We start from the raw sequence: 25,685 nt of genomic DNA on the forward strand, positions 1-25,685 counted from the left end.
CGAACGATCCTACGGAACTGCGGCAGGAGCCTCCAGGCCCTCTTCTCGGACCGCGGCGATCAGCGGGCCCTCGCGCGGGCGCCGTCGGCCCGGTACCGGACGCCGACCTGGCGGCGCGCCTCGTCCATGAGGGCCATGATCGCGATGGTCTCCTCGGGGTCCATCGGGCCGCCTTCGTGGGTGCCGGACTCGACCATGGACTCGAACGCGCGCGCCTCGTGCGCGTAGCCGGCGAGCTCCTCGCGGCCGTCGAACTCCTCGACCACACGGCCGTCGCGGTCGCGGAGCCGCCACGTCGTCGGGGTGAACCACGTCGAGTCGAGGTCGATGCGACCGTCCTCGCCGATGATCGACGCCGTGTTCGGGCTCGCGAGGTCGAGACCGAAGTGGAGCATCGACTGCGTACCGCCCTCGTGCGTCAGGACGAGGCCCATCTGGGTGTCGACGCCCTGGTCGCTGAGGGTGCCGGCAGCGACGACCGATGTCGGGACACCGAGGACGTCCACGGCGAACGACACCGGGTAGATGCCGAGGTCGAGCAGGGCCCCGCCGCCGAGCTCCGGGTCGTTCAGGCGGTGTGCCGGGTCGGTCGGCAGCGCCTGATGGTGGGTGGCCTCGACGAGTCGGACCCGGCCGATCCGCCCCTCGGAGACCAGCTCGCGGATCATCGCCATCTGCGGGAGGAAGCGCGTCCACATCGCCTCCATCACGGCGACGTCGGCGCGCCGGGCGGCGTCGACGACGCGCCTCGCCTCGTCCGCCGTGATCGTGAAGGCCTTCTCGACGAGGACGTGCTTGCCGGCCTCGATGGCGAGCAGGGCGTCCGCCGCGTGCCGCGAGTGCGGGGTCGCGACGTAGACGGCGTCCACCTCGTCGTCCGCGACGAGGTCCTCGTAGGAACCGTGTGCCCGCGGGATCGCGAACTCGGCCGCGAATGCCTCGGCACCCGCGGCCGTCCGACTGCCGACCGCGACGAACTCGACCCCCGCCGCCGTGCAGTCGCCCACGAAGGACCGTGCGATGCCGCCCGTACCGATGACTCCCCAGCGAACCGTCATGCCACCTGTCTACCAGTGCGTCCGGTCGGCACACCGCTGTCCACCTGCAGCACATTGGTATGGACCGCACGGCCGATTGCCAGCTAGCGTGCTGCTGCACCCCCGAACGGGGGTGCAGCGGTCGCGTCCGACGACCGCCCCACCAGCAGAAAGCGATCAGGTCTCCGCCATGCGCCGATCCGTCCTGTCCGCCGTCGCCACGAGCGCGGCGATCGTCCTCACCTCAACCCTCGTCGGCGTCACGCCGGCAGCCGCACACGGCTGGGGGTCGCCGGGACACGGGTGGACACCACCAGGGCACTCGGCCGACGCCGGACTGCAGCCGCGCACGCAGTTCACGATGGCGGCCGACGGGTCCTCCGGCAGGGCCCAGGGCGGCGAGGGCATCCCGAACATCGACTCCGTCAAGAAGACCATCGCCTCCTACTACGGCGACCCCGGCACCGGGATCGCGAACCGCACGGACTCGCCGTACATCCGCGAGATGCGCTCGATCGTGGACCGCCAGAGCGCTCAGCTGCGGCGCATCCACGACGCCGCGGTCCGACGCGGCGAGAAGCCCGCGATCGTCCTCGACGCCGACGACACGACGCTGTGGACCTACGACATGGAGGTTGCGGACATGCACTTCGTGTTCGACCCGGCCCGTCAGGACGAGTGGGTGCAGGACGAGCGCTTCCCCGCCACGCCGTCGATGGTCGGGTTCGTGAACCGGGCACAGGCGCTCGGCTTCACGATCTTCGGGCTGACCGGTCGGAACGACGACCAGAAGGCCGCCACCGTCCAGAACCTTTCGAAGGTCGGCTACACCGCCTTCACGAACGACCGCTTCTTCACGAAGTGGACCGGGGTCGGCGCGTCCCAGCAGCCGTCGTACATCACCTGCGCCACCGCCAAGTGCACCACCGTCGAGTACAAGGCACTGACCCGGAAGCACATCGAGCAGGACCTCGGCTACGACATCGCCCTGAACATCGGCGACCAGTGGAGCGACCTGCAGGGCGGGTACGCCGACCGCTCCGTGAAGCTGCCGAACCCGACCTACTACCTTCCCTCGGCCGACCTGCCCGGCGTCTCAGAGCCGCGTCTGACGCCCCGCACGCACTTCACGATGGCCGCCGACGGCTCCTCGGGCGCCACCCAGAGCGGTGAGGGCATCCCGAACATCGACTCCGTCAAGAAGACCATCGCGACGTACTACGGCGACCCCGGCACCGGACTCGCGAACCGCACCGACTCCCCCTACATCCGCGAGATGCGCTCCATCGTGGCGAAGCAGGCCCCCGTCGTCGCCGCACAGTGCGCCGTCGGCCGGAAGCTCCACCGCAACCCGGCCATCGTGCTCGACGCCGACGACACGACGCTGTGGACCTACGACATGGAGGTCGCCGACATGCACTTCGTGTTCGACCCCGCACTGCAGGACGAGTGGGTGCAGGACGAGCGCTTCCCCGCGACCCCGTCGATGACCTCGCTCGTGTCCGTCGCCCAGCGCTCCGGCTGCACGATCATCGGGCTCACCGGGCGTAACGACGACCAGAAGACCGCCACGATCGAGAACCTGCAGAAGGTCGGATACCCGCAGTTCCAGGCGACGCAACGCGGCACGCAGACGTACTACACGAAGTGGACCGGCGTCGGCGCCTCGCAGCAGCCGTCCTACATCACCTGCGCCGCGGCCAAGTGCACCACCGTCGAGTACAAGTCGCAGACGCGTGCGCACATCGAGTCGCGGTCGGGCGGCCGGTACGACGTCGTGGCGAACTTCGGTGACCAGTACAGCGACCTGCTCGGTGGGTCGGCGGACCGGAGCGTGAAGCTGCCGAACCCGACGTACTACCTGCCGTGACACGCACCCAGTGATGCCGAAAGCCCCGGTCAGACAGTGTCTGACCGGGGCTTCTCGGAGCCGCCTGTCGGAATCGAACCGACGACCTATTCATTACGAGTGAATCGCTCTGCCGACTGAGCTAAGGCGGCGGACGCTCCGTTGCCGGAGCGGCACGGGACACGACTATACAGGTTCAGACGAGCGAACGCGAAACGAGCGCGTCGAGGTCGGCGAAGGACCGTTCGAGCTCGTCGACGAGGTGCGTCTCCGACCCAGCGTCCGACCACTCCCACCACGCGTGACGGAGCGTGGCCAACGCCACGAGGGATGCCAGGCGCGCCCGACGGCGGCGCTCCGGGGGCGTGCCCGCGGCGTCCACCGCGGCACCAGGCGCCTCGCCTGCCGCCGCCGCGAACCGCGCCGCGATCGCGCCTTCGATCGCCCCCTGGAACTCCTTCATGGACTCCATCCGCCTGCTGAAGAGCTCGGGAGCTGCCCGCAGCACCTGCTGCCGCTCCTCGATCAGCCCGCGCTCCTCGATGAGTTCGCGGGTCGAGTGCACGAGCAGCGCGCCGAGGTCGGCCAGCAGGTCTCCCGTCGGCCCGCCGGACACGAAGTCCGCCAGGGTCTCGTCGTCCGGCAGCGTCGGATCGTCGCCGAGGAGCGCGCCCTCCTTGTTCGGGAAGTAGTTGAAGAACGTCCGCGGCGAGACGTCGGCGCGGCGCGAGATCTCGTCGACGGTCACCGCGGGGAGGCCGTCCTCGATCGCGATGCGGAGCGCGGCCTGCTGGATCGCGAGTCGGGTGGCGCGGCGCTTCCGCTCGCGCAGACCGGGTTCTGCGTCGGACATGCCGTGATTGTCCCATGCGGGGAGGTGCGGACGGATGGGGAACGTCACAGGGTGCGGTTCGAGACGGACTGGAGGCGCGGTGCGGCTGCACGCGTCGGCCTGCCCCTGGTGGGTGGCCGGGTCCCGCAGGTCGGCGGTTCCTGCGGCGGGCGCGGGGCCGCGGGTGGCGCCGCTCAGCGGCTCGACCCGCTGACGCGGCGCGCGCGGTTGGCACGGTTCGCGCGGCGGGCGCGGTGGGCGCGGGTCAGGTACTGGCGTGGGTCAGCGGCTCGCGCGGCTCGCGCGGGTCAGGTGCTGGCGTGGGTCAGCGGCTCGCGCGGGCGATCGTGACGAGCAGCGCCTCGAGCGCCAGCAACGCCGCCACGTTCGCGGCGATCCGCTGCCGGGCGAGGGCGATCGCGTCGAGCACCTCGAGCGCAGCGGCCGGCGTCACCGACTGCAGTGCGTGGTCGAGGTGTTCCCGCATCGCGAGGTTCACCGGTTCCGCGGGTGCGCCGAGCCCGAGCAGGAGCAGGTCTCGGTACAGCGACGAGACGTCGACGAGGATGCGGTCCAGGCCGTCCCGGAGGCTCCGTGTGGCACGGCGCTTCTGGTCCTCTTCCAGCAGCCGCAGCTGCGAGCGGAGGGCCGGCGGGATCGTGCCGCCCGGCTCGATCCCGAGCGACCGGAGTGCGGCGTCGCGTTCCTCGGAGTCGCGCTGCTGTGTGATCGCCTTGGCGTCCTCGTCGGCGACGGCGAGCAGGTCGGCGGCAGCCATCACGGCGTCACCGACCGTCCGGACGCCGAGCACCGTCGTCAGGGTCCGACGCCGACGGTTGCGGGCGTCCTCGCTCGTGGCGAGACGCTGCGCCATCCCGATGTGGCTCTGCGCCTGGCGAGCGGCGTCCATCGCGAGCGCACGGTCGACACCGGTGCGGGCGACGATGAGGTCGGCGACGGACTCGATGCCCGGCACGCGCAGGCGGACCGAGCGCACGCGTGACCGGATGGTGGGCAGGAGGTCGGCCTCGCTCGGGGCGCAGAGGATCCACACGGTGCGCTCCGGCGGTTCCTCGAGCGCCTTGAGCAGCAGGTTCGAGGTGCGTTCCGTCATGCGGTCGGCGTCCTCGATGATCACCACGCGGTACCGCCCGACCGAGGGCGAGTAGTGCGACGAGGTCACCAGCTGCCGGATCTCGTCGATGGTGATGATGACCCGCTGCGTGGTCAGGACCGAGACGTCGGGATGGGTCTTCGCGGTGATCTGCTGGAGGGTGTGGTCGTCGTCCGGGCCGTTGCCGACCAGGGCGGCGGCGAAGGCGGACGCCACGTTCGACCGACCGGACCCGGGTGGCCCGGTGATGAGCCACGAGTGCGTCATGCCGCCGGTGCCGTCGGGCGACTCGGCCGCGTTGCGGAGCGACGCGACCGCTTCCTCTTGCCCGGTGAGGCCGTCCCACACGCTCACGGGATCATCCTGCCAGTCGCCACCGTCATCCCTCGACGATCCCGACCAGCGGGGCGACCGCTGTTCGGATCGCACGCTGGACGTCCGCCGCGGGCAGCGCGGCGTCGACGACGAGGAAGCGCTCGGGCTCGGCGGCGGCCATGTCGAGGAAGGCCCGGCGGACCGTCTCGTGGAACGCCTCGGCCTCGGACTCGAGCCGGTCGAAGGTGTCCCCACGCGCCGCAGCGACGCGCGCACGTCCGAGCGAGACGTCGAGGTCGAGCAGGATCGTGCGGTCCGGCGCGAGCCCGCCGGCGGCCCAGTCGGACACCGAGCGGATGTGCTCGGCACCGAGGCCGCGGGCCACGCCCTGGTACGCCACCGACGAGTCGATGTAGCGGTCCTGCAGCACGACGTCGCCACGCGCGATCGCGGGACGCACGAGCGTCTCGACGTGGTGCGCCCGGTCGGCCGCGTAGAGGAGCGCCTCGGCCCGGGGCGCGACGTGACCCCGCTCGTGCAGGACGATCTCGCGGATCCGGGTGCCGAGGTCCGTCCCGCCGGGCTCGCGCGTTCGCACCACGGTCCGACCGTGCTCCTCGAGCCAGTCGGTCAGCAGCTCCGCCTGCGTCGTCTTGCCCGCACCGTCGCCGCCCTCGAGCGTGATGAACCGGCCGGTCACTTCTTCTTGGCCGCCGGCTTCCGCGCCGGCGCCTTCTTCTTGACCGGGCCCTTGGCGCGCTTGTCGGCGATGAGCTGCACGGCACGCGCGTGGTCGACCGCCTCGACGTCCTCGCCGCGCGGGATCGTCGCGTTGGTCTCGCCGTCGGTGACGTAGGGACCGAACCGGCCGTCCTTCATCTTGATCGGCTTGCCGGACACCGGGTCGGCGTCGAACTCCTTGAGCGCGGCGCTCGCGGCACGGCGGCCGCCGTACTTCGGCTGTGCGAAGAGCTCGAGCGCGCCGGGGAGGTCGACGTCGAAGATCGCGTCCTCGGAGGGCAGCGTCCGGGTGTCCGTGCCCTTCTTGAGGTAGGGGCCGTAGCGGCCGTTCTGCGCGGTGATGTCGTCGCCGGACTCCGGGTCCTTGCCGACGACCCGGGGCAGGTCGAGCAGCTTGAGCGCGGTCTCGAGGTCGACCGTCTGCGGGTCCATCGACTTGAAGAGCGACGCGGTGCGCTCCTTCGGGGCGGCGGCCTTCTTCGTGGTCTTCTTCGCCGGCGCCTTCTTCGCGGCGGCACCCTTCGCAGTGGTCTTCGCCGCCGGCTCCGCCTCGGCGGCGGCCGGTGCGGCCTGCGCGTCGAGGACCTCGCCGGTCGCGGGGTCGACCGCGGCCTCGGGCTCCGGGGTGCGCTCGGTCACGTACGGACCGAACCGGCCGTCCTTCGCGAGGACCTCCTTGCCGGTCTCGGGGTTGATGCCGACCACGCGGTCGCCGAGCACCGGCGCGTCCACGAGCTCGCGTGCCTTCTCGGCGGTGAGCTCGTCGGGCGCGAGGTCCTCGGGCACGTTGACGCGACGGGGCTTCTCGGGGTCGTCGCCCGGCACCTCGATGTAGGGGCCGTACCGACCGATGCGCAGGGTGAGTCCCGGTGCGAGCTCGACCGAGTTGATCTCGCGGGCGTCGATCTCGCCGAGGTTGTCGATGACCGTCCGGAGGCCGCGGTGGTCGCCGCCGCCGAAGTAGAACTCCTTGAGCCAGTCGACGCGGTCGGCGTCGCCGTTCGCGATCCGGTCGAGGTCGGCTTCCATGTCGGCCGTGAACTGGTACTGCACGAGGTCACCGAAGTAGTCCTCGAGCAGCCGGACCACGCTGAACGCGATCCAGTTCGGCACGAGCTGGGTCCCTCGGAGGGACACGTAGCCGCGGTCGATGATCGTCGGGCTGATCGTCGGGAACGTCGACGGACGACCGATGTCGAGGTCCTCGAGGGTCTTGATGAGGCTCGCCTCGGTGTAGCGGGGCGGCGGCGTGGTGTCGTGCCCCTTCGCGAGGACGTCGTCGACGGTGAGGTGCTCGCCTTCCTTGACGTCGGGCAGGGCGACGTCGTTGCCCGAGCGGTCCGACGACTCGTGGCGGTCCTCGTCCTTGCCTTCCTCGTAGGCGTTGAGGAACCCGCGGAAGGTGATGACGGTGCCGGACGCCGTGAACTCGGCGTCGGTGCCGTTCGCCGTCGACGGGATGCCCTCGACCGACTCGGTGGAGGAGATGCCGAGGACGATCGACGCCGTGGAGCCCTTCGCGTCCGCCATCTGCGAAGCGATCGTGCGCTTCCAGATGAGGTCGTAGAGACGCCACTCGACACCGGTCAGGGTGCCCTCGAGCTGGGACGGGGTCCGGAAGGTGTCGCCCGCCGGACGGATCGCCTCGTGCGCTTCCTGCGCGTTCTTGCTCTTGCTCGCGTAGACGCGCGGCTTGTCCGGCACGGTCGCCGCGCCGTAGAGGTCGGCAGCCTGCTTGCGCGCGGCGTCGAGCGCCTGCTTCGACAGGTTGACCGAGTCGGTACGGATGTAGGTGATGTACCCGTTCTCGTACAGCGTCTGCGCGGCACGAGCGGTCTGCCGCGGCGACAGACGGAGCTTGCGCGCCGCCTCCTGCTGCATGGTCGACGTCGTGAACGGCGCGGCAGGACGGCGGGTGTAGGGCTTCGACTCGACGCTACGCACGGTGGCGTCACCGGCGCGTTCGATGACGGTCGTGAGCGCGGCGGCGGCGGCTTCGTCGAGGCGGACGGCCTCGCCCTTCAGCCCACCGCGGTCGTCGAAGTCACGACCGGAGGCGACACGGGTCCCCTGGACACGGGCGAGTCGAGCGGTGAAGGCGGCGTCGCCCTCCTTCTCGAAGCGTGCACTGAGGTCCCAGTAGTTGGCGGAGACGAACGCGAGGCGCTCGCGTTCGCGGTCCACGACGAGACGCGTGGCGGCGGACTGCACCCGGCCCGCGGAGAGCCCCGGACCGATCTTGCGCCAGAGCACGGGCGAGACCTCGTAGCCGTAGAGACGGTCGAGGATGCGACGGGTCTCCTGGGCGTCGACGAGGGCGGTGTCGAGCTCACGGGTGGCTTCCTGCGCGCGCTGGATCGCCTCCTTCGTGATCTCGTGGAACACCATGCGCTTGACGGGCACCTTGGGCTTCAGCACCTGGAGCAGGTGCCACGCGATGGCCTCGCCCTCGCGGTCCTCATCAGTTGCGAGGTAGAGCTCGTCGGCTTCCTTGAGGGCACGCTTCAGCTCGGAGACCGTCTTCTTCTTGGCGTCCGAGACGACGTAGTAGGGCTCGAAGCCGTTGTCGACGTCCACCGAGAACTTGCCGAGCGAGCCCTTCTTGAGCTCGGCCGGGAGGTTCTTGGGCTCGACGAGGTCCCGGATGTGTCCGACGGACGCCTGGACCTCGTATCCGTCACCGAGGTATTGCGCGATCGTCTTGGCCTTCGCGGGGCTCTCGACGATGACGAGCTTCTTCGTGCCTGGCACGTGTCTCCTTGATCGATGGTGCGCGTCGGCCCTGGACGACGAGCGCGTCCGGGTCGACCGGGGCACCGATGACCGGGGGCCGACAGGCACACCATACACATAGTGTTCGGGCTGGTCGTCCGCCGGACCGGCGACGGCGACTGCGGCCACGGCGAACGGTCCGCCGCCGACCAGGACGCGGACGCGGGCGGCGGCAGCGGCGGTCACGCAGGTGTCGAGCGTCGCCTCGTTCCGCGCTGCGACGCGTGCTGCGACCCCGCACGGTTCGCCGGGGACGAGCCCGACGACGGCCGCCGCGGCCGCGAGCGCCGAGGCGTCCGCGGCGGCCTGGGCGCGGACGGCGGCGACGCGGAGACCCGCCGCGGCGAGCGCTGCGGTCACCACGAGGAGCGTCACGCCGACGACCACCGCCACCAGCACCGTCGCGGACCCGCGCTCGGTCACCGGCCGGCCTCGGCCGCGCACCCGGTGGCACCGAGCGGGACGGCTGCGAACGGGCCCGTCGCTCCCCGTTCGGCCCGGACGCAGACCACGCCGTCGCCGCGGTGCACCGTGACGTCGGCTCCGGGCGCGAGCTGCGCGACCGCCGCCAGGCCGGCGTCGTCGTCACCGCGGCCGTACGCCCGTGCCGCGGTGGCCGCAGCGACCTCGAGACGACCGACGGCGTCCACGACGAGCACGGCCGCGACGAGCGAGGTCAGGACGAGCGCGACGACGGGGAGCACGACCGCGAACTCGACGCTCACCGAGCCGCGTTCCCCGTCCGGCCGACGGCGGTCAGAGGGAGAGCGCACCACGGACGAGTTCCGTGAGGAGGCTCTGGACCTCGCCGGAGCGCATCACCGCGACGAGCACGCCGGCGAACGCCACCGCCGCGAGGATCACGACGGCGTACTCGGCCGTGGCGGACCCACGATCGTCGTCGAGCCGTCGCCGGAGCCGGCTGCCGCGGGGCTGGTGCTGGTGCTGGGTGGTCGGTGTGTCGGTCATGGGGTCGTCCTTCCTGTTGCCGTGCTGTCAGCCTCGCTGCGTCCGGGGCTCGACACCGGGCCGGCCACCGGATCTGTGGAGGATCACCCCACGTCGACGACGGTGGAGGAGAGGACGCCCGCCACCACCGGTACGACCCCGACGAGGACGAAGGCGGGCAGGACGCACACGCCGAGCGGCAGGACGAGCCGGACCGCGAGACGCTCGGCCGCGGCGAGCCCCGCGGCTGCGGCGTCGTCACGGACGTCCTCGGCCGCGGCGCGGAGGAGCGTCGCCGCGGGCACCCCGGCGCGCTGGGCCAGCGCGAGGACGTCCCGGAGGTGGTCACCGTCCGACGCCCGCCACGGTCGGTCGACGAACGCGGCCCGGACGGCCGCACCGCCCTCCGCCCACGAGCCGCCGCCGGACACGGCGACCGCCCACGCGTCGAGCAGCACGCCCGGCAGGTGTCCGTCGGGGGTAGCGGCGCGGACCAGGCGTGCGCTCCAGGTCCGACCGAGCGCGACGAGCACCGCGGCGAGGAGCAGGCAGGTCCACCCGATCGGGGACGCGACGAGCACCCGGACGGCGCCGGACCCCCACGTCGATCCGAGGACGAGGCCGAGCAGGGGCAGCGCCAGCACGACCCGGGCGCTCGCGCGCGGCCCGGCGAGGGCGACGAGGACGGCACGGTCGGACGCCGCCGAGCGCCGGAGGGCCGCGGCGAGCGCGCGGACGGTGCCCGCCGACGGAGCGCCGGTCCGTTCGGCGACCCGGAGGACGGCGGCCACGTCCTCCCACCCGGGACCGCCGTCGTCCGGGAACCCGCCCACCAGCGCCCACGCGCGGGGTGGCGGGACCCCCGCGGCGACGAGGGTGGCGACGCGGTCGAGGGTCCTGGCCGCGGCGGCGCCGTCGGCTCGCTCGCCGCGGCTGCCCGACCGCGCGGCGGCCCACCGGCGGACCGTCACCGGCCCGCGGCTCACCGTGACCGGTCCGCGGGACGCACATCGAGCCTCCCGTCCGGACCGATCCGGACCGCTCCGACGGCCGCCAGCCGACGCTGCCCGCCGTGGCGCTCGACGTGGAGCACCAGGTCGAGCGCGCTCACCGCCTGCCGAGCGAGCGCTTCCGGCCCGAGCCCGGCCAGCGTGCCGAGCGCCTCGAGCCGTGCCGCGACGTCGGCGATCCCGTTGGCGTGCACCGTCCCCGCTCCCCCGTCGTGGCCGGTGTTCAGGGCGGCGAGGAGCTCGCGGACCTCGGCACCCCGGCACTCCCCGACGACGACCCGGTCGGGACGCATGCGCAGTGCCTCGCGGACGAGCCGGTCGAGCCCGAGGGCGCCGGCCCCCTCGGCGTTCGCCTGTCTGGCCTCGAGCGCGACGACGTGCGGGTGGTCGATCCGGAGTTCGGCGACGTCCTCGACGGTGACGATCCGCTCGTCGGGCGGGACGGCCGAGAGCATCGCCGCGAGCAGGGTCGTCTTGCCGCTCCCCGTCGCCCCGGTCACGAGCACGTTGCGGCGCTCGTCGACCGCACGCTCGACGACCGACCGCGGGATCCGTCGGAAGGCCCCGAGCGCCTCGAGCGACGCGAGGGTCGGTCGGTCGGCTGCGGGCAGTCGGATCGAGATCGCGGTGCCGGTCACCGAGACGGGCGCGAGCACGACGTGCACCCGGATCCCGTCGCCGTGGCGGACGTCGACGCACGGCGTGGTCTCGTCGACGTGCCGTCCGCCGCGTGCCACGAGCTCGGTCGCGAGTTCCCGGACGCGCGCCTCGGGCAGGACCGGTCCGGCCCGTCCGAGTCCGGTGCCACGGTCGACCCAGGTCCCGCGACCGCCGACGACGAGGACGTCGGTGACGCCGGCGTCGTCGACGAGGGCGGCGAGCTCCTCGAACTCGGCCGCGAAGACGTCGCGGCGTCGACGCGGTCGTGTGGTGCCGGGCAGGAACGGGGTGTCGGCACGGTGTCGGTGCATGCGACCAGACAGTAGGGAGCAGCACCCGTCGGGTCCGCGTCCACCATCCCCGCTGTGGAGGATTGCGCGGGTGACGAGCAACGGACCGATTTGTCCCCCGGTACGCAAACCCGTACCCCAGTCGGCGTCCCGACGGACCGTCGACCGTCGAACGGCCCGGGATCGCTCCCAGCCTGCCCGGTGCGACGGAGCGGCCGCCCCACGGAGCCGGATCGGATCGATGCAAGAGCATGGACAGGTCTGTCCACTCTTCGGCGTCCCCGTGCGGATCGACGTTGAGTGCGTGCCGGCGGACGAAGCGTCCGGCGAACGAACTCGCCCGGAAACGAGAAGAGGCGGCACCGGTTGGGGGGAACAGGTGCCGCCTGGACATCGGTGGATTGGGGGGAATCCGAACCGTTGCCGCCGGAAACGAGTCCAGCGGGGTCTACTGTACCCCATGATCGGCCGCCAGGAGCAATACCCGGGACGACTTCCGGGCGTGCCGCCTGCACGCCGTGAGCGAACACGTCACCGCCCGGCTCGACACGACCGGCCACGGGACCACGCACGAGGACCCCGTCCCGTCCCTTCTGCCCCGCGGAACCGCGCCGGGACGGACCGCTCACCGGGGCCCTGGACGCGGGGTAGTCTCCGACTGCACCCCTGCCGCAACGACGCGAAAGGACCTCGATGTCCGCTCCGACCCAGACCGACCCCCGCCACGACGGAGCCCACGGCGACGGCCCCGACGCCGGTGACCTCGGCACGTTCCCCCCGTCGCCGGAGTTCGTCGCCGACGCCGTCGCGCACGAGGACCTGCACGAGACAGCCGCAGCCGACCGCGAAGCGTTCTGGGCCGACCAGGCACGGGGGCTCCTCGACTGGCGCACGCCGTTCACGCAGACCCTCGACTGGTCCGGCGCGCCGTTCGCGAAGTGGTTCGCCGACGGCACGCTCAACGTCGCCGAGAACTGCCTCGACCGGCACGTCCGCGCCGGCCACGGGGACCGGGTCGCCATCCACTTCGAGGGCGCACCCGGCGACACCCGTCGGATCACCTACGCGGAGCTCACCGCCGAGGTGCAGCGCGCCGCCAACATGCTCACCGACCTGGGCGTCGGGCAGGGCGACCGGGTCGTCGTCTACCTCCCGCTCATCCCCGAGGCCGTCGTCACGATGCTCGCCGTCGCCCGCATCGGTGCGGTCCACTCCGTGGTGTTCGGCGGGTTCAGCGCCGAGAGCCTCCGTGCCCGCATCGAGGACGCCGGGGCGAAGCTCGTCGTCACGGCGGACGGCGGCTGGCGCCGTGGTGCGGTCTCACCGCTCAAGCCCGCCGTCGACGAAGCACTCGAGGGCGAGGGCACCGACAGCGTGGAGCACGTCCTCGTCGTCAAGCGCGGCGGAAACCAGATCGCCTGGAACGACCGTGACCTGTGGTGGCACGACGAGGTCGCGAAGGCCGCTCCGGAACACGCCGCCGAGGCGTTCCCGGCCGAGACGCCCCTCTTCATCCTGTACACCTCGGGCACGACCGGGAAGCCGAAGGGCATCGTGCACACCTCCGGCGGGTACCTCACCCAGGCCGCGTACACGCACAAGAACGTGTTCGACATGCACCCCGAGAAGGACGTCTACTGGTGCACGGCCGACATCGGATGGATCACCGGGCACTCCTACGTCGTCTACGGCCCCCTCGCGAACGGTGTCACGCAGGTCCTCTACGAGGGCACGCCCGACGAGCCGAAGCCCGGCCGCTGGTGGGACCTCGTCGACTCCTACGGCGTGACGGTCCTCTACACGGCGCCGACGGCGGTGCGCGCGGCGATGAAGGCCGGCCGCCAGGTCCCCGAGGCCCGCAGCCTCGAGACGCTCCGGCTGCTCGGCAGCGTCGGCGAGCCGATCAACCCCGAGGCGTGGCAGTGGTACCGCCAGGTGATCGGCCACGACCGCACGCCCATCGTCGACACGTGGTGGCAGACCGAGACGGGGGCGATCATGATCTCCGCCCTACCCGGCGTCACGAAGCTCAAGCCCGGTGCCGCCCAGACGCCGCTGCCCGGCATCATCGCCGAGATCGTCGACGACGACGGCCACCGCGCCGACCCGGGCGAGAGCGGCTACCTCACCATCACCGAGCCGTGGCCGTCGATGGCGCGCGGCATCTGGGGCGACCCGGACCGCTTCGTCGAGACGTACTGGTCGCGGTTCCCCGGCCGCTACTTCGCCGGCGACGGCGCTCGGCTCGACGGCCAGGGCGACATCTGGATCCAGGGACGCGTCGACGACGTGATGAACGTCTCCGGCCACCGGCTGTCCACGGCCGAGATCGAGTCCGCCCTGGTCGGCCACGAGGGCGTCGCCGAGGCGGCCGTCGTCGGTGCCGCCGACGAGACCACCGGGCAGGCCGTCGTCGCCTACGTCATCCTCACCGCCGAGGCAGCGGCCGACGTCGACCGCGACGCCGCCGCGAAGGAGCTCCGCGACTGGGTCGGCAAGCGGATCGGTGCGATCGCGAAGCCGCGTCAGGTCGTCATCGTCCCCGAACTGCCGAAGACACGGTCCGGCAAGATCATGCGCCGCCTGCTGCGCGACGCGGCCGAGGGTCGCCGCATCGGCGACACGACGACCCTCGCCGACCCGACGATCATGGCGACCATCGCGGAACTCATCTAGCGGGAACGACGCGAGCCGCGCCTCCAGGCTGGTCTGCCAGGAGGCGCGGCTCGCGTCCGTCGTGGTGCCGACGGTCCGTCAGGACGTCAGTTCCACCACCAGTTCGACCTCGACCGGCGCGTCCAGCGGGAGGACCGCGACGCCCACCGCGCTCCGCGCGTGCACGCCGGCGTCACCGAACACGTCGCCGACGAGGGTCGATGCGCCGTTCGCGACGCCCGGCTGCCCGGTGAAGGACGGATCGGACGCGACGAACACCGTGACCTTCACGACACGGGCGACCCGGTCGAGCGAGCCGGCGACCGACTCGACGGCGGCGAGGGCGTTGAGCGCGGCGACGCGCGCCTGGGCGGTCGCGGTCTCGGCGTCCACCGTCGCACCGACCTTGCCGGTCACCGGCAGCGCGCCGTCCACGAAGGGCAGCTGCCCCGCGGTGTAGACGTGGTCACCGCTGACGACCGCGGGGACGTAGGCGGCCACGGGCGCCGCGACGGCGGGGAGCGTCAGGCCGAGCTCGGCGAGCCGGTCCGCGACGCTCACGCGTCCGCCTTCGGGCGCTTCAGGTACGCGACGAGGCCGCCTTCGGGGCCGGTGACGACCTGGACGAGTTCCCACCCCTCGTCGCCGAAGTTGTTCAGGATGGCGGTGGTGTTGTGGATGATCAACGGGGTCGTGAGGTATTCCCAGCGAGTCATGGAGATCCTTGCCAGCCTTTCAGTCGGCGGTGTCGTTTAGGCTGCATCCTATGTCTGCCCAGAAGACGTCTGCCTCGCGGACCAAGCCCGTCTCAGCAGTCGGCGCCTTCGTCGGATTCGTCGGTTTCAGCGTGCTCGCCGGTCTGCTCGTCACGATCGGCGTCACCCCGGCCATCGCGGTCGCCGGTGTCACGACGACGTCGACGATCGGCGTGTTCGAGTCCCTGCCGGAGTACATCGAGATCGGTGACCTCCCGCAGCGCAACGAGCTGTACGCGTACCAGGGCGGCAAGAGCGTGCACTTCGCGACGGTCTACGACCAGAACCGTCAGGAGCTGCAGTTCGACCAGATCAGCGACCAGCTGAAGAACGCGGCCATCGACGGCGAGGACAAGCGCTTCTACGAGCACGGCGGCGTCGACATGACCTCGCTCGTCCGCGCGGGCGTGGGCTCCCTCGCCGGCGGCCTCGGCGAGTCGGGCGGTGGGTCGACGCTGACCATGCAGCTCGTCCGCAACATCAAGATGAACCAGGCGCTCGAGCTCACCACGCCGGAAGAGCGTCTGAAGGCCTACAACGACGCCGTCGAGCAGACCATCCCCCGCAAGCTGGAGGAGATGAAGCTCGCGATCGGCCTCGCGAAGAAGTACACCCACAAGGAGATCCTCACCGGGTACCTCAACATCGCGTACTTCGGCGACCAGACCTACGGCGTGCAGGCCGCGGCGCAGCACTACTACAACAAGAGCGCGACCGACCTCACCCCGGCCGAGGCCGCCTCGATCCTCGCGATCGTGCAGTCCCCGAACACGCGCAACCTGTCGAACCCGAAGTACTACGACGCCAACGTCGCGCGCCGCAACGTCATCCTCAAGTCGATGTACGCGCAGAAGCACCTGACGAAGGCCGAGTACGACGAGGCCGTCAAGTCGAACCCGAAGGACTACGTCCACCTGACGCAGCCGTCCCAGGGCTGCAAGGCCTCGGTCGGCGACGGCTCGCAGTTCTTCTGCGACTACGCGGTCCAGGTCGTCAAGGAGATGTCGCAGCTGGGGGCCACCCAGAAGGAACGCGACACCGCGTGGCGCAACGGCGGCTACAAGATCCAGACGACGCTCGACATCGACGCCAACGCGCAGCAGAAGCAGGTGCTCAACACCTACGACAACAAGGCCGAGACGAACTTCAAGCTCGGCGCCGCACTCGACTCGGTCGAGGTGAACACCGGCCGCATCCTGACGATGGCCCAGAACAAGGACTACGACCAGTCGCTGCAGTCCCCGCCGACGTCGACGTCGATCAACTACAGCGTCGACAAGAAGTACGGCGGCGGCATCGGCTTCCAGGTCGGCTCGACGTACAAGCTCTTCACGCTCCTCGAGTGGTTGAAGGCGGGCCACGGCCTGAACGAGACCGTGAACGGCACCCCGCACAACACCTCCGTGTGGCAGCACTGTGGTGAGCCCACCTACGGCAACTGGGCCCCGAAGAACGACTCGGCGGGCGAGAACGGCAACTACACGGTCGCCCGCGCCACCGCCCTGTCCGTGAACGCGGCGTTCGCGTCGATGGCTGCCAAGCTCGACCTCTGCGACATCAAGCAGACCGCCGAGGACCTCGGCGTGCACTCGGGCGACGACAAGACCGAGCTCAACTCGTACCCGTCGTCGATCCTCGGCACGAACAACATCGCGCCGCTGACGATGGCCGCCGCGTACGCCGGCGTCGCCAACAACGGCACCTTCTGCGAGCCCATCGCGATCGACAACGTCACCAACGCCGAGGGCAAGAGCCTGGGCGGCCAGCCGAAGACCTGCAAGCAGGTGCTCGAGCCCTCCGTCGCACAGACGGCCGTCTACGCGATGAAGGGCACGATCTCCGGCGGTACCGCGGTCGGCGCCCAGACCTACGACGGCACCCAGCTGTTCGGCAAGACGGGCACCACCGACGACGCCGACCAGATCTGGCTCGTCGGTTCGAGCTCGCGGGTCGCCACGGCCTACTGGCAGGGCAACACCGACGGTGGCAAGAACAACCTCCGTCACTACAGCAACGGTGTCAACGGCACCTACGCCAGTGCCCGTGCGGGCGTCTGGCGACAGGCGCAGACCCCGATGAACGCCCTGTACCCGGCAGGCCCCTTCACGGACCCGTCGTCGTCCGCCCTGCGCGGCAACGCGAAGGCCGTCCCGGACGTGACCGGCAAGACCGCTGCCGAGGCCAAGGCCGCGATCACGGGCGCCGGGTTCACCTACGTGGACGGTGGCGCGCAGCCCGGCTCCGCGAAGGCCGGCACCGTCTCCTCCACGTCGCCCTCGGCCAACTCGCTGCTCTCGAACGGCTCGAGCGTCACCGTGTACACGTCCGACGGCTCGCAGATCGTGATGCCGGCGATCGCCGGTGCACCGCTCGACACGGCCCGGTCGAAGCTCAACCAGCTCGGGTTCACCAACGTGACGATCTCGAAGGAGTACGTCAAGGGCGGCGGTGACAAGGAGTGCCGTGTCGCGACGGTCGACCCGGGTGTGCACGCCGCGGCCAGTAAAGACTCCGCGGTGACGCTGACCCTGTACGGCGACAAGAACGGCAAGGCGCCCAAGGACTGCAAGTGAGCCGCGGTCGCGCCGCGCTCGGCATCGCCGCAGCCGGCGCGGCCATCGGTGCCGCCTCGGCGGCATGGGGCACGCTCGTCGAGCGACGGCGGTTCGGCATCCGCTGGGAGACCGTCCCGGTGCTGCCGGCCGGCTCGCGCGACGTCACGGTCCTGCACCTGTCGGACATCCACATGGCGCCCTGGCAGGCCGACAAGCAGCAGTGGCTCCGCGACCTGAGCCTCGTCGAGCCGGACTTCGTCGTGAACACCGGCGACAACCTCGGGCACGCCACGGCCAACGCCGCGGTGGAGTACGCGCTCGAGCCCTTCCGCGGTGTCCCCGGGGCGTTCGCGTACGGCTCGAACGACTTCTACGCACCGACGCCGCGCAACCCGTTCAAGTACTTCACCGGGCCGAGCGCCCACCACCACGGCAGCCGACCGGTCGAACTCGACATCGATCGTCAGACGGCGTTCTTCGAGTCGCTCGGGTGGCTCGACGTGAACGACCACGCGCACGCCGTCGAACTGCGTGGTTCGCGGTTCGAGCTGTTCGGCACCTCCGACGCGCACCGCGACTGGGATCGGCTCGACCTGTTGCCGACGAACGTCGACGAGATGCGCGGGGACGTGCCCTGGTCCGAGGACGAGGACGGCCCCTCCCCCGTGGCCATCGGCATCACCCACGCGCCGTACCGCCGGGTGCTGGACGCGTTCGTCACCCAGGGCGCCGACGTGATCTTCGCGGGCCACACCCACGGCGGACAGGTGCAGGTGCCGGGCATCGGCGCGCTCGTCACCAACTCCGACCTCCCCCGCCGGTACGTCAGCGGACTGCACAAGTGGCAGCACCGTGGGCACTGGTCGTGGCTCGAGGTCTCCGCCGGCATCGGGACGTCGATCTACGCGCCCGTCCGGTTCGCGTGCCGTCCGGAAGCCGTGGTCGTCACCCTCACCGCCCGCACCGACTGAGGACGACGCGCCCGGGAGTTCGCCGGATGGTCACGACCACCCCCGATCATCGGATAGACTTCTCGGGTTGCTCCGGTACGGAGTGACCACACCACGGGGTGTGGCGCAGCTTGGTAGCGCGCCTCGTTCGGGACGAGGAGGTCGCAGGTTCAAATCCTGTCACCCCGACACTGTGTTGAGACAGTACGAAGAAGGCCCTGGTTCTCCGGAACCAGGGCCTTCTGCTTTGCTGCTGCAGTCCCACCCAGGCATGCCCGTCGACGTCGTGTCCGGTCCTCGTTCGGGTAGCGTGGTCGTGCCATGCAGTACTCGACGGACCAGCTCGCCGCCGTGGTCGACCAGCTCGGAGCACAGTTCCCGGAGCTGGCCGAAGACCCGGTGATGGCCGAGAGTCTCGCGGACAACGTGACGTCGATGATCGGCGAGGCCCACGCCCGCTACGCCGTCGGCGCTGGTTCCGGCATCGTGAGCGACGCGTTCCTCGACCCCGACCACCTCGCCACGGGTGCCCTGCACGCCGAGCAGTCCCTGCACCCCGCCGGTGCGATGCTCGCGGCGGAGATGCTCTTCGACGCCTACCTGCCGGTGTTCGTCGACGAGGTCGGGGCGGTCGAGACCCCCGATGTCCTCCGCGCTGCCCGCGCGCTCCACGCCGGGATCTGGAACCGGTTCCCCGCCGGGGCCATCGCGTACACCGAGGCGCTCCGTCAGCGCGCCAGCAGCGCGCACATGGACTCACGGGCGCAGATCGCCCGGGACCTTCACGACCGGATCGCGCACTCGATCCTCGCCGGCGTGCAGCGCGTCGACCTCGCCCTGCTCGCGGAGACGGCACCCGACACCGCAGCAGACGCCAGCGCAGCCACCGGCTCCGCGGCAGACACCACCGCAGCAGACGCCAGCGCAGCACATGGCACGGCAGCCCGCGGCGGCGGCGCGGACGCCGGCACGGCCGATCGGCACGCCCAGCTGGAGGACGCGGCGAAGCTCCTCCGCGGGGCCCTCGGCGAGCTGCAGGACCTCGCCGTGGCGCTGCGGGCCCGCGTGGGCGACGACCGGCTCGACGACGCACTGGCCCGCCACCTGACCGACCTGTTCCCGGAGGACGCGGCGGTCTCGATCACCTCCACAGGGACGCCGGTCCCGATTCCGAGCTGGAAGTCCGAGGAGGCCCTGACGATCCTGCTCGAGGCACTGACGAACTGGCGCAAGCACGCCCCGGACTCGACCGCCACCGTCACGTTCGCCTGGTCGCCGCGTACCCTCACGGTCACCGTCTCGGACGACGGACCGGGCTTCGACGACACCGAGGAGCGCAGGGGACGGCTCGGGCGTCGGACGATGCTCGAGCGCGCCGCGGTCATCGGCGCCCGGTGCACCGTCACGAGCCGCCCCGGCGCGGGGACCACCGTCGAGCTCTCCGTCCCGATCGGTGCCCTGTGACGGCGACCGACGTGGTGCATGTCGCGCTCGTCGACGACCACCACCTCTTCCGCGAGGGACTCGCCGCGATCCTCGGCGCCCGCCCGCAGATCCGAGTCGTGACGCACGGCGCGCGACCGTCCGACGTCCTCGACTCGGTGGAGGCCGCCGCGGTCGACGTGCTCCTGCTCGACGTCGAACTCGACGGCCCACCCGCTCGCACCACGATCGCCTCGCTGCGCCGGACGCGTCCGGACATCGCGATCGTGGTGCTGACGATGCACCGTGACGCGGTCCTCCGCCGCACGCTCCTCGCGGCCGGGGCCGCCGACTTCGTGACCAAGACGACCCCGAGCGGCGAACTGGTCGATCGGATCGTCCGCGCGGCGGCCGGACGGTCCTCGGCACGGCCGACCCCTCCCACCGACCCGCTGCTGAGCGACCGTGAGCTCGAGGTCCTCCGGCTCGTCATGCGCGCGCACACGAACGCCGAGATCGCGGCGGACCTCGGCATCGCCGTCGGCACGGTCAAGCGTCACATCTACAACGTCTTCCGGAAGCTCGAGGTCGGTTCCCGGGTCGCCGCGATCACGGCCGCGCGACGCCTCGGCCTGGTCGACTGAGCAGCGTCCGACCGGCGCAGAGCCCTCGCGGGACGACGCGTGGCGGTGCCGACGGCGCTAAGCCGACGTGACCGCCGGCTCCCCCGCCGCCACGAGTCGCCCCTCCGCGTGCAGCCGGGCCACGACCTCGAGTGCCTGGTGCCGGTACCGCGCCTGCGCGGCACCCGGAGCGACGATCACGCCGTTCGCCCCGGTCGAGGCGACGAGGGCGTTGATCTTCGCCGCGACCTCGTCGGCGGAGCCGTACGCCTGTCGCTCGGTCCGCGCCTGGATGAACCGGCGCTCGAGGTCGGAGAACTCGTACGCGCGTGCCTCCTCCATCGACACCGGCTCGGGCTTCGCGCCCTGCCGCATGCGGATGAACGAGATCATGCCCGGCGCACTCTGCTCCTCGATCACCGCCGGGTCCTCGTCGGTGACGACCTGCACGCCGATCAGGGCGTTCGGCTCCGAGCGGAAGCGCGACGGCCGGAACGAATCCCGGTACAGCGCGAGCGCTGCCTCGGTGTTGTCCGACGCGAAGTGGTGTGCGAAGGCGAACGAGACACCCAGGGCCCCCGCGACCTGCGCGCTGTACCCGGAGGACCCGAGCAGCCAGAACTCCGGTACGTCGCCGTAGCCCGGCACCGCCCGGATGCGGGACAGCGGGTTCGACTCGTCCATGCCGGTGAAGAAGCCGATGAGGTCGGCCAGACGCTCCGGGAAGTCGTCCACGTCGAGCCGGTCGGTGCGGCGCAGGGCCATCGCCGTCGCGCCGTCGGTCCCCGGGGCACGCCCGAGGCCGAGGTCGACCCGGTCGCCGTACAGCGCCCGGAGCGTGCCGAACTGCTCGGCGACGACGAGGGGCGCGTGGTTCGGCAGCATCACGCCGCCGGAGCCGATCCGGATCGTGGAGGTCGCGGCCCCCACGGCGCTCAGCAGCACCGCCGGCGCGGACGACGTGATGCCCGGCATGCCGTGGTGCTCGGCGACCCAGAAGCGCTCGTAGCCGAGCTGCTCGGCGCGCACCGCCATGTCGATGGAGCCCTGCAGGGCTTCGGTGTTGGACTGGCCGTACTCGCGGGTCGCCAGGTCGAGGACGGACAGGTGCACGGATGCGTCGCTCATGCAGTCGCCAACGTCGGCGGCGCGACGCGCATTCCGCACCACGTGCGGGTCTGGAGGCGCGGTGCGGGCCCGCACCGCGCCTCCAGGCCGCCGGACGGCCCGGTCCACGGCACGCGACCGGCCCGCGCGGACGGACCCGTCAGGCGCCGTCCAGGCGCCCACCGGACTCGGTCAGGTAGCAGTTGGCGCACAGGGACTCGTAGGTGACGTCGACGCCGTCGATCGCGACCTGCGACCCGTCGAAGACGAAGCGTCCGTCGACCTTGCGCGCGTTGAAGACCGCCTTGCGGCCGCAGCGGCAGATGGTCTTCAGCTCCTCGAGGGAGTGCGCCACCTCGAGCAGGCGAGCGCTGCCGGGGAACGCCTCGGTGCGGAAGTCGGTGCGGATGCCGTAGGTGATGACGGGCACCTCGTCGAGGACGGCGATGCGCAGCAGGTCGTCGACCTGGCGGGGCGTGAGGAACTGCGCCTCGTCGACGAGCACGCAGCTGACCGGCCGGACCATGCCGTCGAGCCGGGCGGACTCGGGATCGGTCGCACCGGCCTCGGTGACGGCCCGTCGGACGTCCGCCTCCGGCGAGAACACGATGTCGACCGTCCGGGTCACCCCGAGTCGCGACACGATCTCACGATCGCCCTTGGTGTCGACGGACGGCTTCGCGAGCAGCACCCGGTGACCGCGTTCCTCGTAGTTGTACGCCGCCTGCAGGAGCCCCGTGCTCTTGCCGCTGTTCATGGCGCCGTACCGGAAGTAGAGCTTCGCCACTACGCGAGGAACCCGTCCTCGGCCGCCCGACGGATGAGGTCGGACTTCTTCGACGCGGGCCGACCGACCTTGCTGTACTTCTCACGCACGCGACGCAGGTACGTCTTCGCGGTCTCGTACTGCACGTTCATCTGCGCGGCGACCTCGTTCGTCGAGTAGCCCGACACGTACAGGCGCAGGGCTTCCTCTTCGCCGTGGCTGAGCTTCGGCCGCTGGTGCGCGTTCGCACCGGTGGGCAGCGGACGCCAGTCGCGCTGCGGCGGGGTGTCGCGGGCGACGCCCATGATCTCGCGTGCGACGTCCATGACCTCGCGCATCGGCAGCGACTTCGACAGGAACGCCGCGGCGCCGGCGGCGAGCGCACGGTCGCGGGACTCACGGCTGTCGACGCTGGACAGGACGATGACCTTCGCGCCGGCGGCACGGCAGGTGCGCACGCGGGCCTCGATCGAAACGGGCTCCTTGAGCTGGAAGTCCAGGAACACCAGGTCCGTCGGGAAGTTCTCGCTGTGCACCATCTCGAGCCACGTGTGGGCCGTCAGCGCGAGGTCGAAGTCGAACGCGTTCACCGCGATCCAGCTCGACAGGCTGTCCAACAGCACCTCGTGGTCGTCGAGGATCGCCAGCCGCACGCGTCGTGTCCCCGGGTTCGGCAGGGCGGGCGTGCCCTCCGTGATCCGGCTCGGGTCAGTGCTGGTCATACGAGAACCTTAGTGCGAGGGCGGAGGGTCGGACCGCGACGTCCAGATCGGGGAACGTCACGCGGAGGACCGCGAAGTAGGGGTCGAAGGTGCGGTGGATGCCGACGTCCGAATCGTCGACGGCGAGGTCGATGGCGACGGACACGGTGCCCGCCGTCGGCGGGTGCGTGGTGCCCGTCGGTGGGCCCTCGCCGCGGGTCCCGGCAGCGTCCGGACCGGCGTCGTCCGACCCCGTGCGCCGGATCGTCGCCCGGAAGCCCGCCGGGTCGACCGTGGCCGCACGCAGCGCGGCTCGGAGGAACGTCCGGACGACGGTGCGCTGGTCGGCGTCGAGGGTCGCGATGAGTCCGTCCGGGTCGTCGACGACGGCATCCGGGCCGCCCTCGGACCGGACGGCCTGCTCGAACCACGTGCGGTCCGCGTCGGCGACCATCGCACGACGGATGCCGTCGGCGATCGCCCGGGCTTGGGCGCGGTCGGCATCGGTGATGACCGCCTTCGTGCGGAGCTCGGCGAAGAAGGGGGCGACGTCCCGAGTGAGGATCGTCGTGCGGTCCTGCTGCACGCTGGCGTCGATGCCGTCGCGCTCCGCACGCTCGACCGAGTACGAGCCGGCGCGGATCTGCACCCGCTCGGCGAGCCCCGCGAACGTCCACGCGAACGCGACCGAGGCGGCGGTGAGCACGAGCGTCGGCGCCGCAGCCAGGAACGCGGCGACGCCGGTCGGCACGTCGGCGGGGAACACGGACGCGGCGACGCCCCACGAGGCACCGGTCACGACCGCGAGGACGAGCCCGCCGACGGCCAGGTCCGACCACGGCCGGTACGGGGCCGTCATCACGATCCCGGTCGCGCAGAGCAGGGACATGAAGTCGTTCAGGGCGTTCCGGTCCGGACCCCACTGCGCGGCGATGCTCGTGACCGTCGCCGCCGCGAGGAGCAGCACGTGCACCGCGAACGCCCACCGTGGGAAGGGTGCGCGGAACGGACTCGACGCGACGAACACCACGGTGCCGGAGGCCGCGAGCAGCAGCACGGTGAGGGCGCTCAGCGTGGGACTGCCGACGACGTCACGGTCGAAGACGGAGGCGAGCAGCGCCCAGAGCACACCCGAGGCGCCGAGGACGATCGCCAGCGGACGGGACCCCATGGCGCCGAGCGGGTCGTACTGCTGCGCGGTGCGGGCGGTGTCCCGCTGCTGCGCGGTGCGGGCGGTGTCCCGCACCGGTGCCGGGCGCGTCATCGGGTCACCTCGGTGCCGGCGTTCGGCGTCACCGGGGTCGTCCCCGTGACGACCCCGTAGGGCACCGACATCATCACGCTCGTGCCCGAGCCCGGCGACGACCACACCTGCACGTCGCCACCGACACGACCGATGCGCTCGCGGACGGAGCCCCGCAGACCCATCCGGTCCGGGCTGGTGGCGGACTCGTCGAAGCCACGCCCGTCGTCGACGACCATCAGCGTGCACGCGACGCCGTCGTCGAACACGCTCACCTCGGCCGCGTCGGTGCCGGCGTGCTTCCGGACGTTCGCCAGGCACTGTCCGACCGCACGGAGCACCGCGGTCATCGCGGCCTGCTCGAGGCGCACGAGCGCTGCCGGATCGCCGGTCACCGTCACGTCGAGTCCGAGTGAACGGTGCTCGTCGATCATCTGCTCGAACGCCCGGACCGCGGCGCCCGGTTCCGGACGGGCCGGGCGTGCGCTCGGGGCGAGCCACTCCTTGCCGGTGAGCATCGCGACGTCCGCCTCGACCGTGCGGGCGAGGTTCGGGTCCATCGGACCGTCCGGCGCCAGGGCGATGGCGCCGAGGTGGTTGAGGACCGTGTCGTGCAGGATGGCCGACGCCTCGGCCTCGACCCCGGCGCGGTACGCCGAGACGTGCTCCTCGCGCGCGGAGCGGAGGAGCTCGGGCTGCACGCGTCGGGACCGGCCGGTGTTCCGGCTCGTGACGAGCACGAGGGCGATGACGAACGCGAGGGTCACCCAAGCAAGCACGAGGGGGTGTGCCGGACCGCCCGCCTGCGCGACCGCGATCGACGTCGCGACCCGACCGACGACGAACCCGGCGATCGACCACAGGGCCACCCGACCCGCGACCGCGCCGGCACCGCCGACGAGCACGAGCGGGATGATCGCCAGGGACAGCAGGTACGAGGCGACCCACCCCGTCGGGACCTCCCGCTGCACGACGACGGCGAACCACCACGCGCACACCCCGCCGACCGCGAGGAAGGCGATCGCCGAGCGCCAGGTGCCGAACTGCACGTGGACGGCGATCATGCCGAGCATCGGGACCAGGGCCAGGACGGCGCTGACCACCCGGACGTCCGGCTCGGCCAGACGGTAGAGCACCAGGGCGATCGCCGCGGCGGCGAGGGAGCCGACGGCGGCGGCGTGGAAGGCGCGCACGGTCGACCACGCGTTGACTCGCGGAGCGAGGTGCGTGGGGATGCCGAGCACGGGTGGGGGTCCTTCCGGACGAGGGGAACGCCGCCCACGATCCAACCACCGTTGGCGCGATCGTGTACCCCGATTGTCGGAGCGATCGGCGACCCG

General features: G+C 71.6%; 22 protein-coding genes and 2 tRNA genes. 7 read left to right on the forward strand and 17 right to left on the reverse strand.

From position 1 onward, the window contains the following. Positions 1-59 precede the first annotated feature (59 nt). On the reverse strand, positions 60-1,058 hold the full coding sequence (locus ACIQUC_RS14730; protein ID WP_402268330.1) for a Gfo/Idh/MocA family protein: 999 nt from the start codon (positions 1,056-1,058) through the stop codon (positions 60-62). A 169-nt stretch (positions 1,059-1,227) separates the two neighbouring features. Here ACIQUC_RS14730 and ACIQUC_RS14735 point away from each other — a divergent pair, with 169 nt between their 5' ends. Further along, entirely contained in the window at positions 1,228-2,907 is a 1,680-nt protein-coding gene (locus ACIQUC_RS14735; RefSeq protein WP_402268333.1) for an HAD family acid phosphatase, read from the forward strand. A 58-nt stretch (positions 2,908-2,965) separates the two neighbouring features. Here ACIQUC_RS14735 and ACIQUC_RS14740 read toward each other — a convergent pair. The 9 genes from ACIQUC_RS14740 to ACIQUC_RS14780 form a co-directional block, all read right to left on the reverse strand. Then, positions 2,966-3,038, reverse strand: a tRNA-Thr gene (locus ACIQUC_RS14740). 44 nt (positions 3,039-3,082) lie between these two features. Further along, positions 3,083-3,739: a TetR/AcrR family transcriptional regulator gene (locus ACIQUC_RS14745; RefSeq protein ID WP_402268336.1), complete on the reverse strand. Its 657-nt coding sequence runs from the start codon at positions 3,737-3,739 to the stop codon at positions 3,083-3,085. A 304-nt stretch (positions 3,740-4,043) separates the two neighbouring features. Then, positions 4,044-5,186 carry a DNA polymerase III subunit delta' gene (locus tag ACIQUC_RS14750; protein WP_402268339.1) on the reverse strand — a complete coding sequence of 381 codons (1,143 nt, stop codon included), beginning with the start codon at positions 5,184-5,186 and terminating at the stop codon, positions 4,044-4,046. Between the two features lie 25 nt (positions 5,187-5,211). Continuing rightward, the gene (gene tmk, locus ACIQUC_RS14755; protein ID WP_402268341.1) at positions 5,212-5,847 is read right to left on the reverse strand and encodes a dTMP kinase; all 636 of its coding nucleotides are present in this window, start codon (positions 5,845-5,847) and stop codon (positions 5,212-5,214) included. Beyond that, complete coding sequence (topA, locus tag ACIQUC_RS14760) at positions 5,844-8,639, reverse strand: type I DNA topoisomerase (protein ID WP_402268449.1); 2,796 nt, start codon at positions 8,637-8,639, stop codon at positions 5,844-5,846. The genes tmk and topA overlap by 4 nt, the downstream gene beginning before the upstream one ends. 440 nt (positions 8,640-9,079) lie before the next feature. Next, the gene (locus ACIQUC_RS14765) at positions 9,080-9,385 is read right to left on the reverse strand and encodes a hypothetical protein (protein ID WP_049973497.1); all 306 of its coding nucleotides are present in this window, start codon (positions 9,383-9,385) and stop codon (positions 9,080-9,082) included. 31 nt (positions 9,386-9,416) lie between these two features. Then, positions 9,417-9,629 (reverse strand): DUF4244 domain-containing protein, encoded by a 213-nt coding sequence (locus ACIQUC_RS14770; protein WP_402268344.1) that lies wholly within the window; start codon positions 9,627-9,629, stop codon positions 9,417-9,419. A gap of 83 nt (positions 9,630-9,712) precedes the next feature. Further along, a complete protein-coding gene (locus tag ACIQUC_RS14775) occupies positions 9,713-10,579 on the reverse strand; it encodes a type II secretion system F family protein (protein ID WP_402268347.1) in 867 nt (288 codons plus the stop codon). 11 nt (positions 10,580-10,590) lie between these two features. Further along, entirely contained in the window at positions 10,591-11,589 is a 999-nt protein-coding gene (locus tag ACIQUC_RS14780; RefSeq protein WP_402268350.1) for a CpaF family protein, read from the reverse strand. A 672-nt stretch (positions 11,590-12,261) separates the two neighbouring features. Here ACIQUC_RS14780 and acs point away from each other — a divergent pair. Next, positions 12,262-14,244, forward strand: a complete 1,983-nt coding sequence (gene acs / locus ACIQUC_RS14785) for an acetate--CoA ligase (protein WP_402268353.1) — start codon at positions 12,262-12,264, stop codon at positions 14,242-14,244. Between the two features lie 78 nt (positions 14,245-14,322). On the opposite strand, the gene ACIQUC_RS14790 is transcribed toward acs, so the two are convergent. Continuing rightward, complete coding sequence (locus tag ACIQUC_RS14790) at positions 14,323-14,784, reverse strand: RidA family protein (RefSeq protein ID WP_022907078.1); 462 nt, start codon at positions 14,782-14,784, stop codon at positions 14,323-14,325. Further along, positions 14,781-14,939 carry a hypothetical protein gene (locus ACIQUC_RS14795; RefSeq protein WP_022907077.1) on the reverse strand — a complete coding sequence of 53 codons (159 nt, stop codon included), beginning with the start codon at positions 14,937-14,939 and terminating at the stop codon, positions 14,781-14,783. The genes ACIQUC_RS14790 and ACIQUC_RS14795 overlap by 4 nt, the downstream gene beginning before the upstream one ends. Before the next feature lie 50 nt (positions 14,940-14,989). Between ACIQUC_RS14795 and ACIQUC_RS14800 the strand changes: the two genes are divergently transcribed. The 5 genes from ACIQUC_RS14800 to ACIQUC_RS14820 all read left to right on the forward strand — a co-directional run bounded on the left by ACIQUC_RS14800 (position 14,990) and on the right by ACIQUC_RS14820 (position 20,549). Continuing rightward, positions 14,990-17,551 carry a transglycosylase domain-containing protein gene (locus tag ACIQUC_RS14800; RefSeq protein ID WP_402268356.1) on the forward strand — a complete coding sequence of 854 codons (2,562 nt, stop codon included), beginning with the start codon at positions 14,990-14,992 and terminating at the stop codon, positions 17,549-17,551. After that, positions 17,548-18,504 carry a metallophosphoesterase gene (locus ACIQUC_RS14805; RefSeq protein WP_402268359.1) on the forward strand — a complete coding sequence of 319 codons (957 nt, stop codon included), beginning with the start codon at positions 17,548-17,550 and terminating at the stop codon, positions 18,502-18,504. Before ACIQUC_RS14800 ends, ACIQUC_RS14805 begins: the two co-directional genes overlap by 4 nt. A 94-nt stretch (positions 18,505-18,598) precedes the next feature. After that, positions 18,599-18,672: transfer RNA gene (locus ACIQUC_RS14810), tRNA-Pro, on the forward strand. A gap of 132 nt (positions 18,673-18,804) precedes the next feature. Further along, positions 18,805-19,947, forward strand: coding sequence for a sensor histidine kinase (locus ACIQUC_RS14815; protein ID WP_402268362.1), 1,143 nt, complete (start codon positions 18,805-18,807; stop codon positions 19,945-19,947). After that, positions 19,944-20,549, forward strand: coding sequence for a response regulator (locus tag ACIQUC_RS14820; protein WP_402268365.1), 606 nt, complete (start codon positions 19,944-19,946; stop codon positions 20,547-20,549). Before ACIQUC_RS14815 ends, ACIQUC_RS14820 begins: the two co-directional genes overlap by 4 nt. Before the next feature lie 57 nt (positions 20,550-20,606). Here ACIQUC_RS14820 and ACIQUC_RS14825 read toward each other — a convergent pair whose 3' ends face one another. From ACIQUC_RS14825 to ACIQUC_RS14845, 5 genes are all read right to left on the reverse strand, one after another. Beyond that, positions 20,607-21,656 carry an LLM class flavin-dependent oxidoreductase gene (locus tag ACIQUC_RS14825; RefSeq protein WP_402268366.1) on the reverse strand — a complete coding sequence of 350 codons (1,050 nt, stop codon included), beginning with the start codon at positions 21,654-21,656 and terminating at the stop codon, positions 20,607-20,609. A 139-nt stretch (positions 21,657-21,795) separates the two neighbouring features. Then, positions 21,796-22,422, reverse strand: coding sequence for a thymidine kinase (locus ACIQUC_RS14830; protein ID WP_402268369.1), 627 nt, complete (start codon positions 22,420-22,422; stop codon positions 21,796-21,798). Beyond that, a complete protein-coding gene (locus ACIQUC_RS14835; RefSeq protein WP_022908021.1) occupies positions 22,422-23,123 on the reverse strand; it encodes a response regulator transcription factor in 702 nt (233 codons plus the stop codon). The genes ACIQUC_RS14830 and ACIQUC_RS14835 overlap by 1 nt, the downstream gene beginning before the upstream one ends. Continuing rightward, the gene (locus ACIQUC_RS14840) at positions 23,110-24,366 is read right to left on the reverse strand and encodes a hypothetical protein (protein ID WP_402268372.1); all 1,257 of its coding nucleotides are present in this window, start codon (positions 24,364-24,366) and stop codon (positions 23,110-23,112) included. Before ACIQUC_RS14840 ends, ACIQUC_RS14835 begins: the two co-directional genes overlap by 14 nt. Beyond that, on the reverse strand, positions 24,363-25,589 hold the full coding sequence (locus tag ACIQUC_RS14845; protein WP_402268375.1) for a sensor histidine kinase: 1,227 nt from the start codon (positions 25,587-25,589) through the stop codon (positions 24,363-24,365). The genes ACIQUC_RS14840 and ACIQUC_RS14845 overlap by 4 nt, the downstream gene beginning before the upstream one ends. Positions 25,590-25,685: the final 96 nt, after the last annotated feature.

This window comes from Curtobacterium sp. NPDC098951 (assembly GCF_044759965.1).
Lineage (GTDB): Bacteria > Actinomycetota > Actinomycetes > Actinomycetales > Microbacteriaceae > Curtobacterium.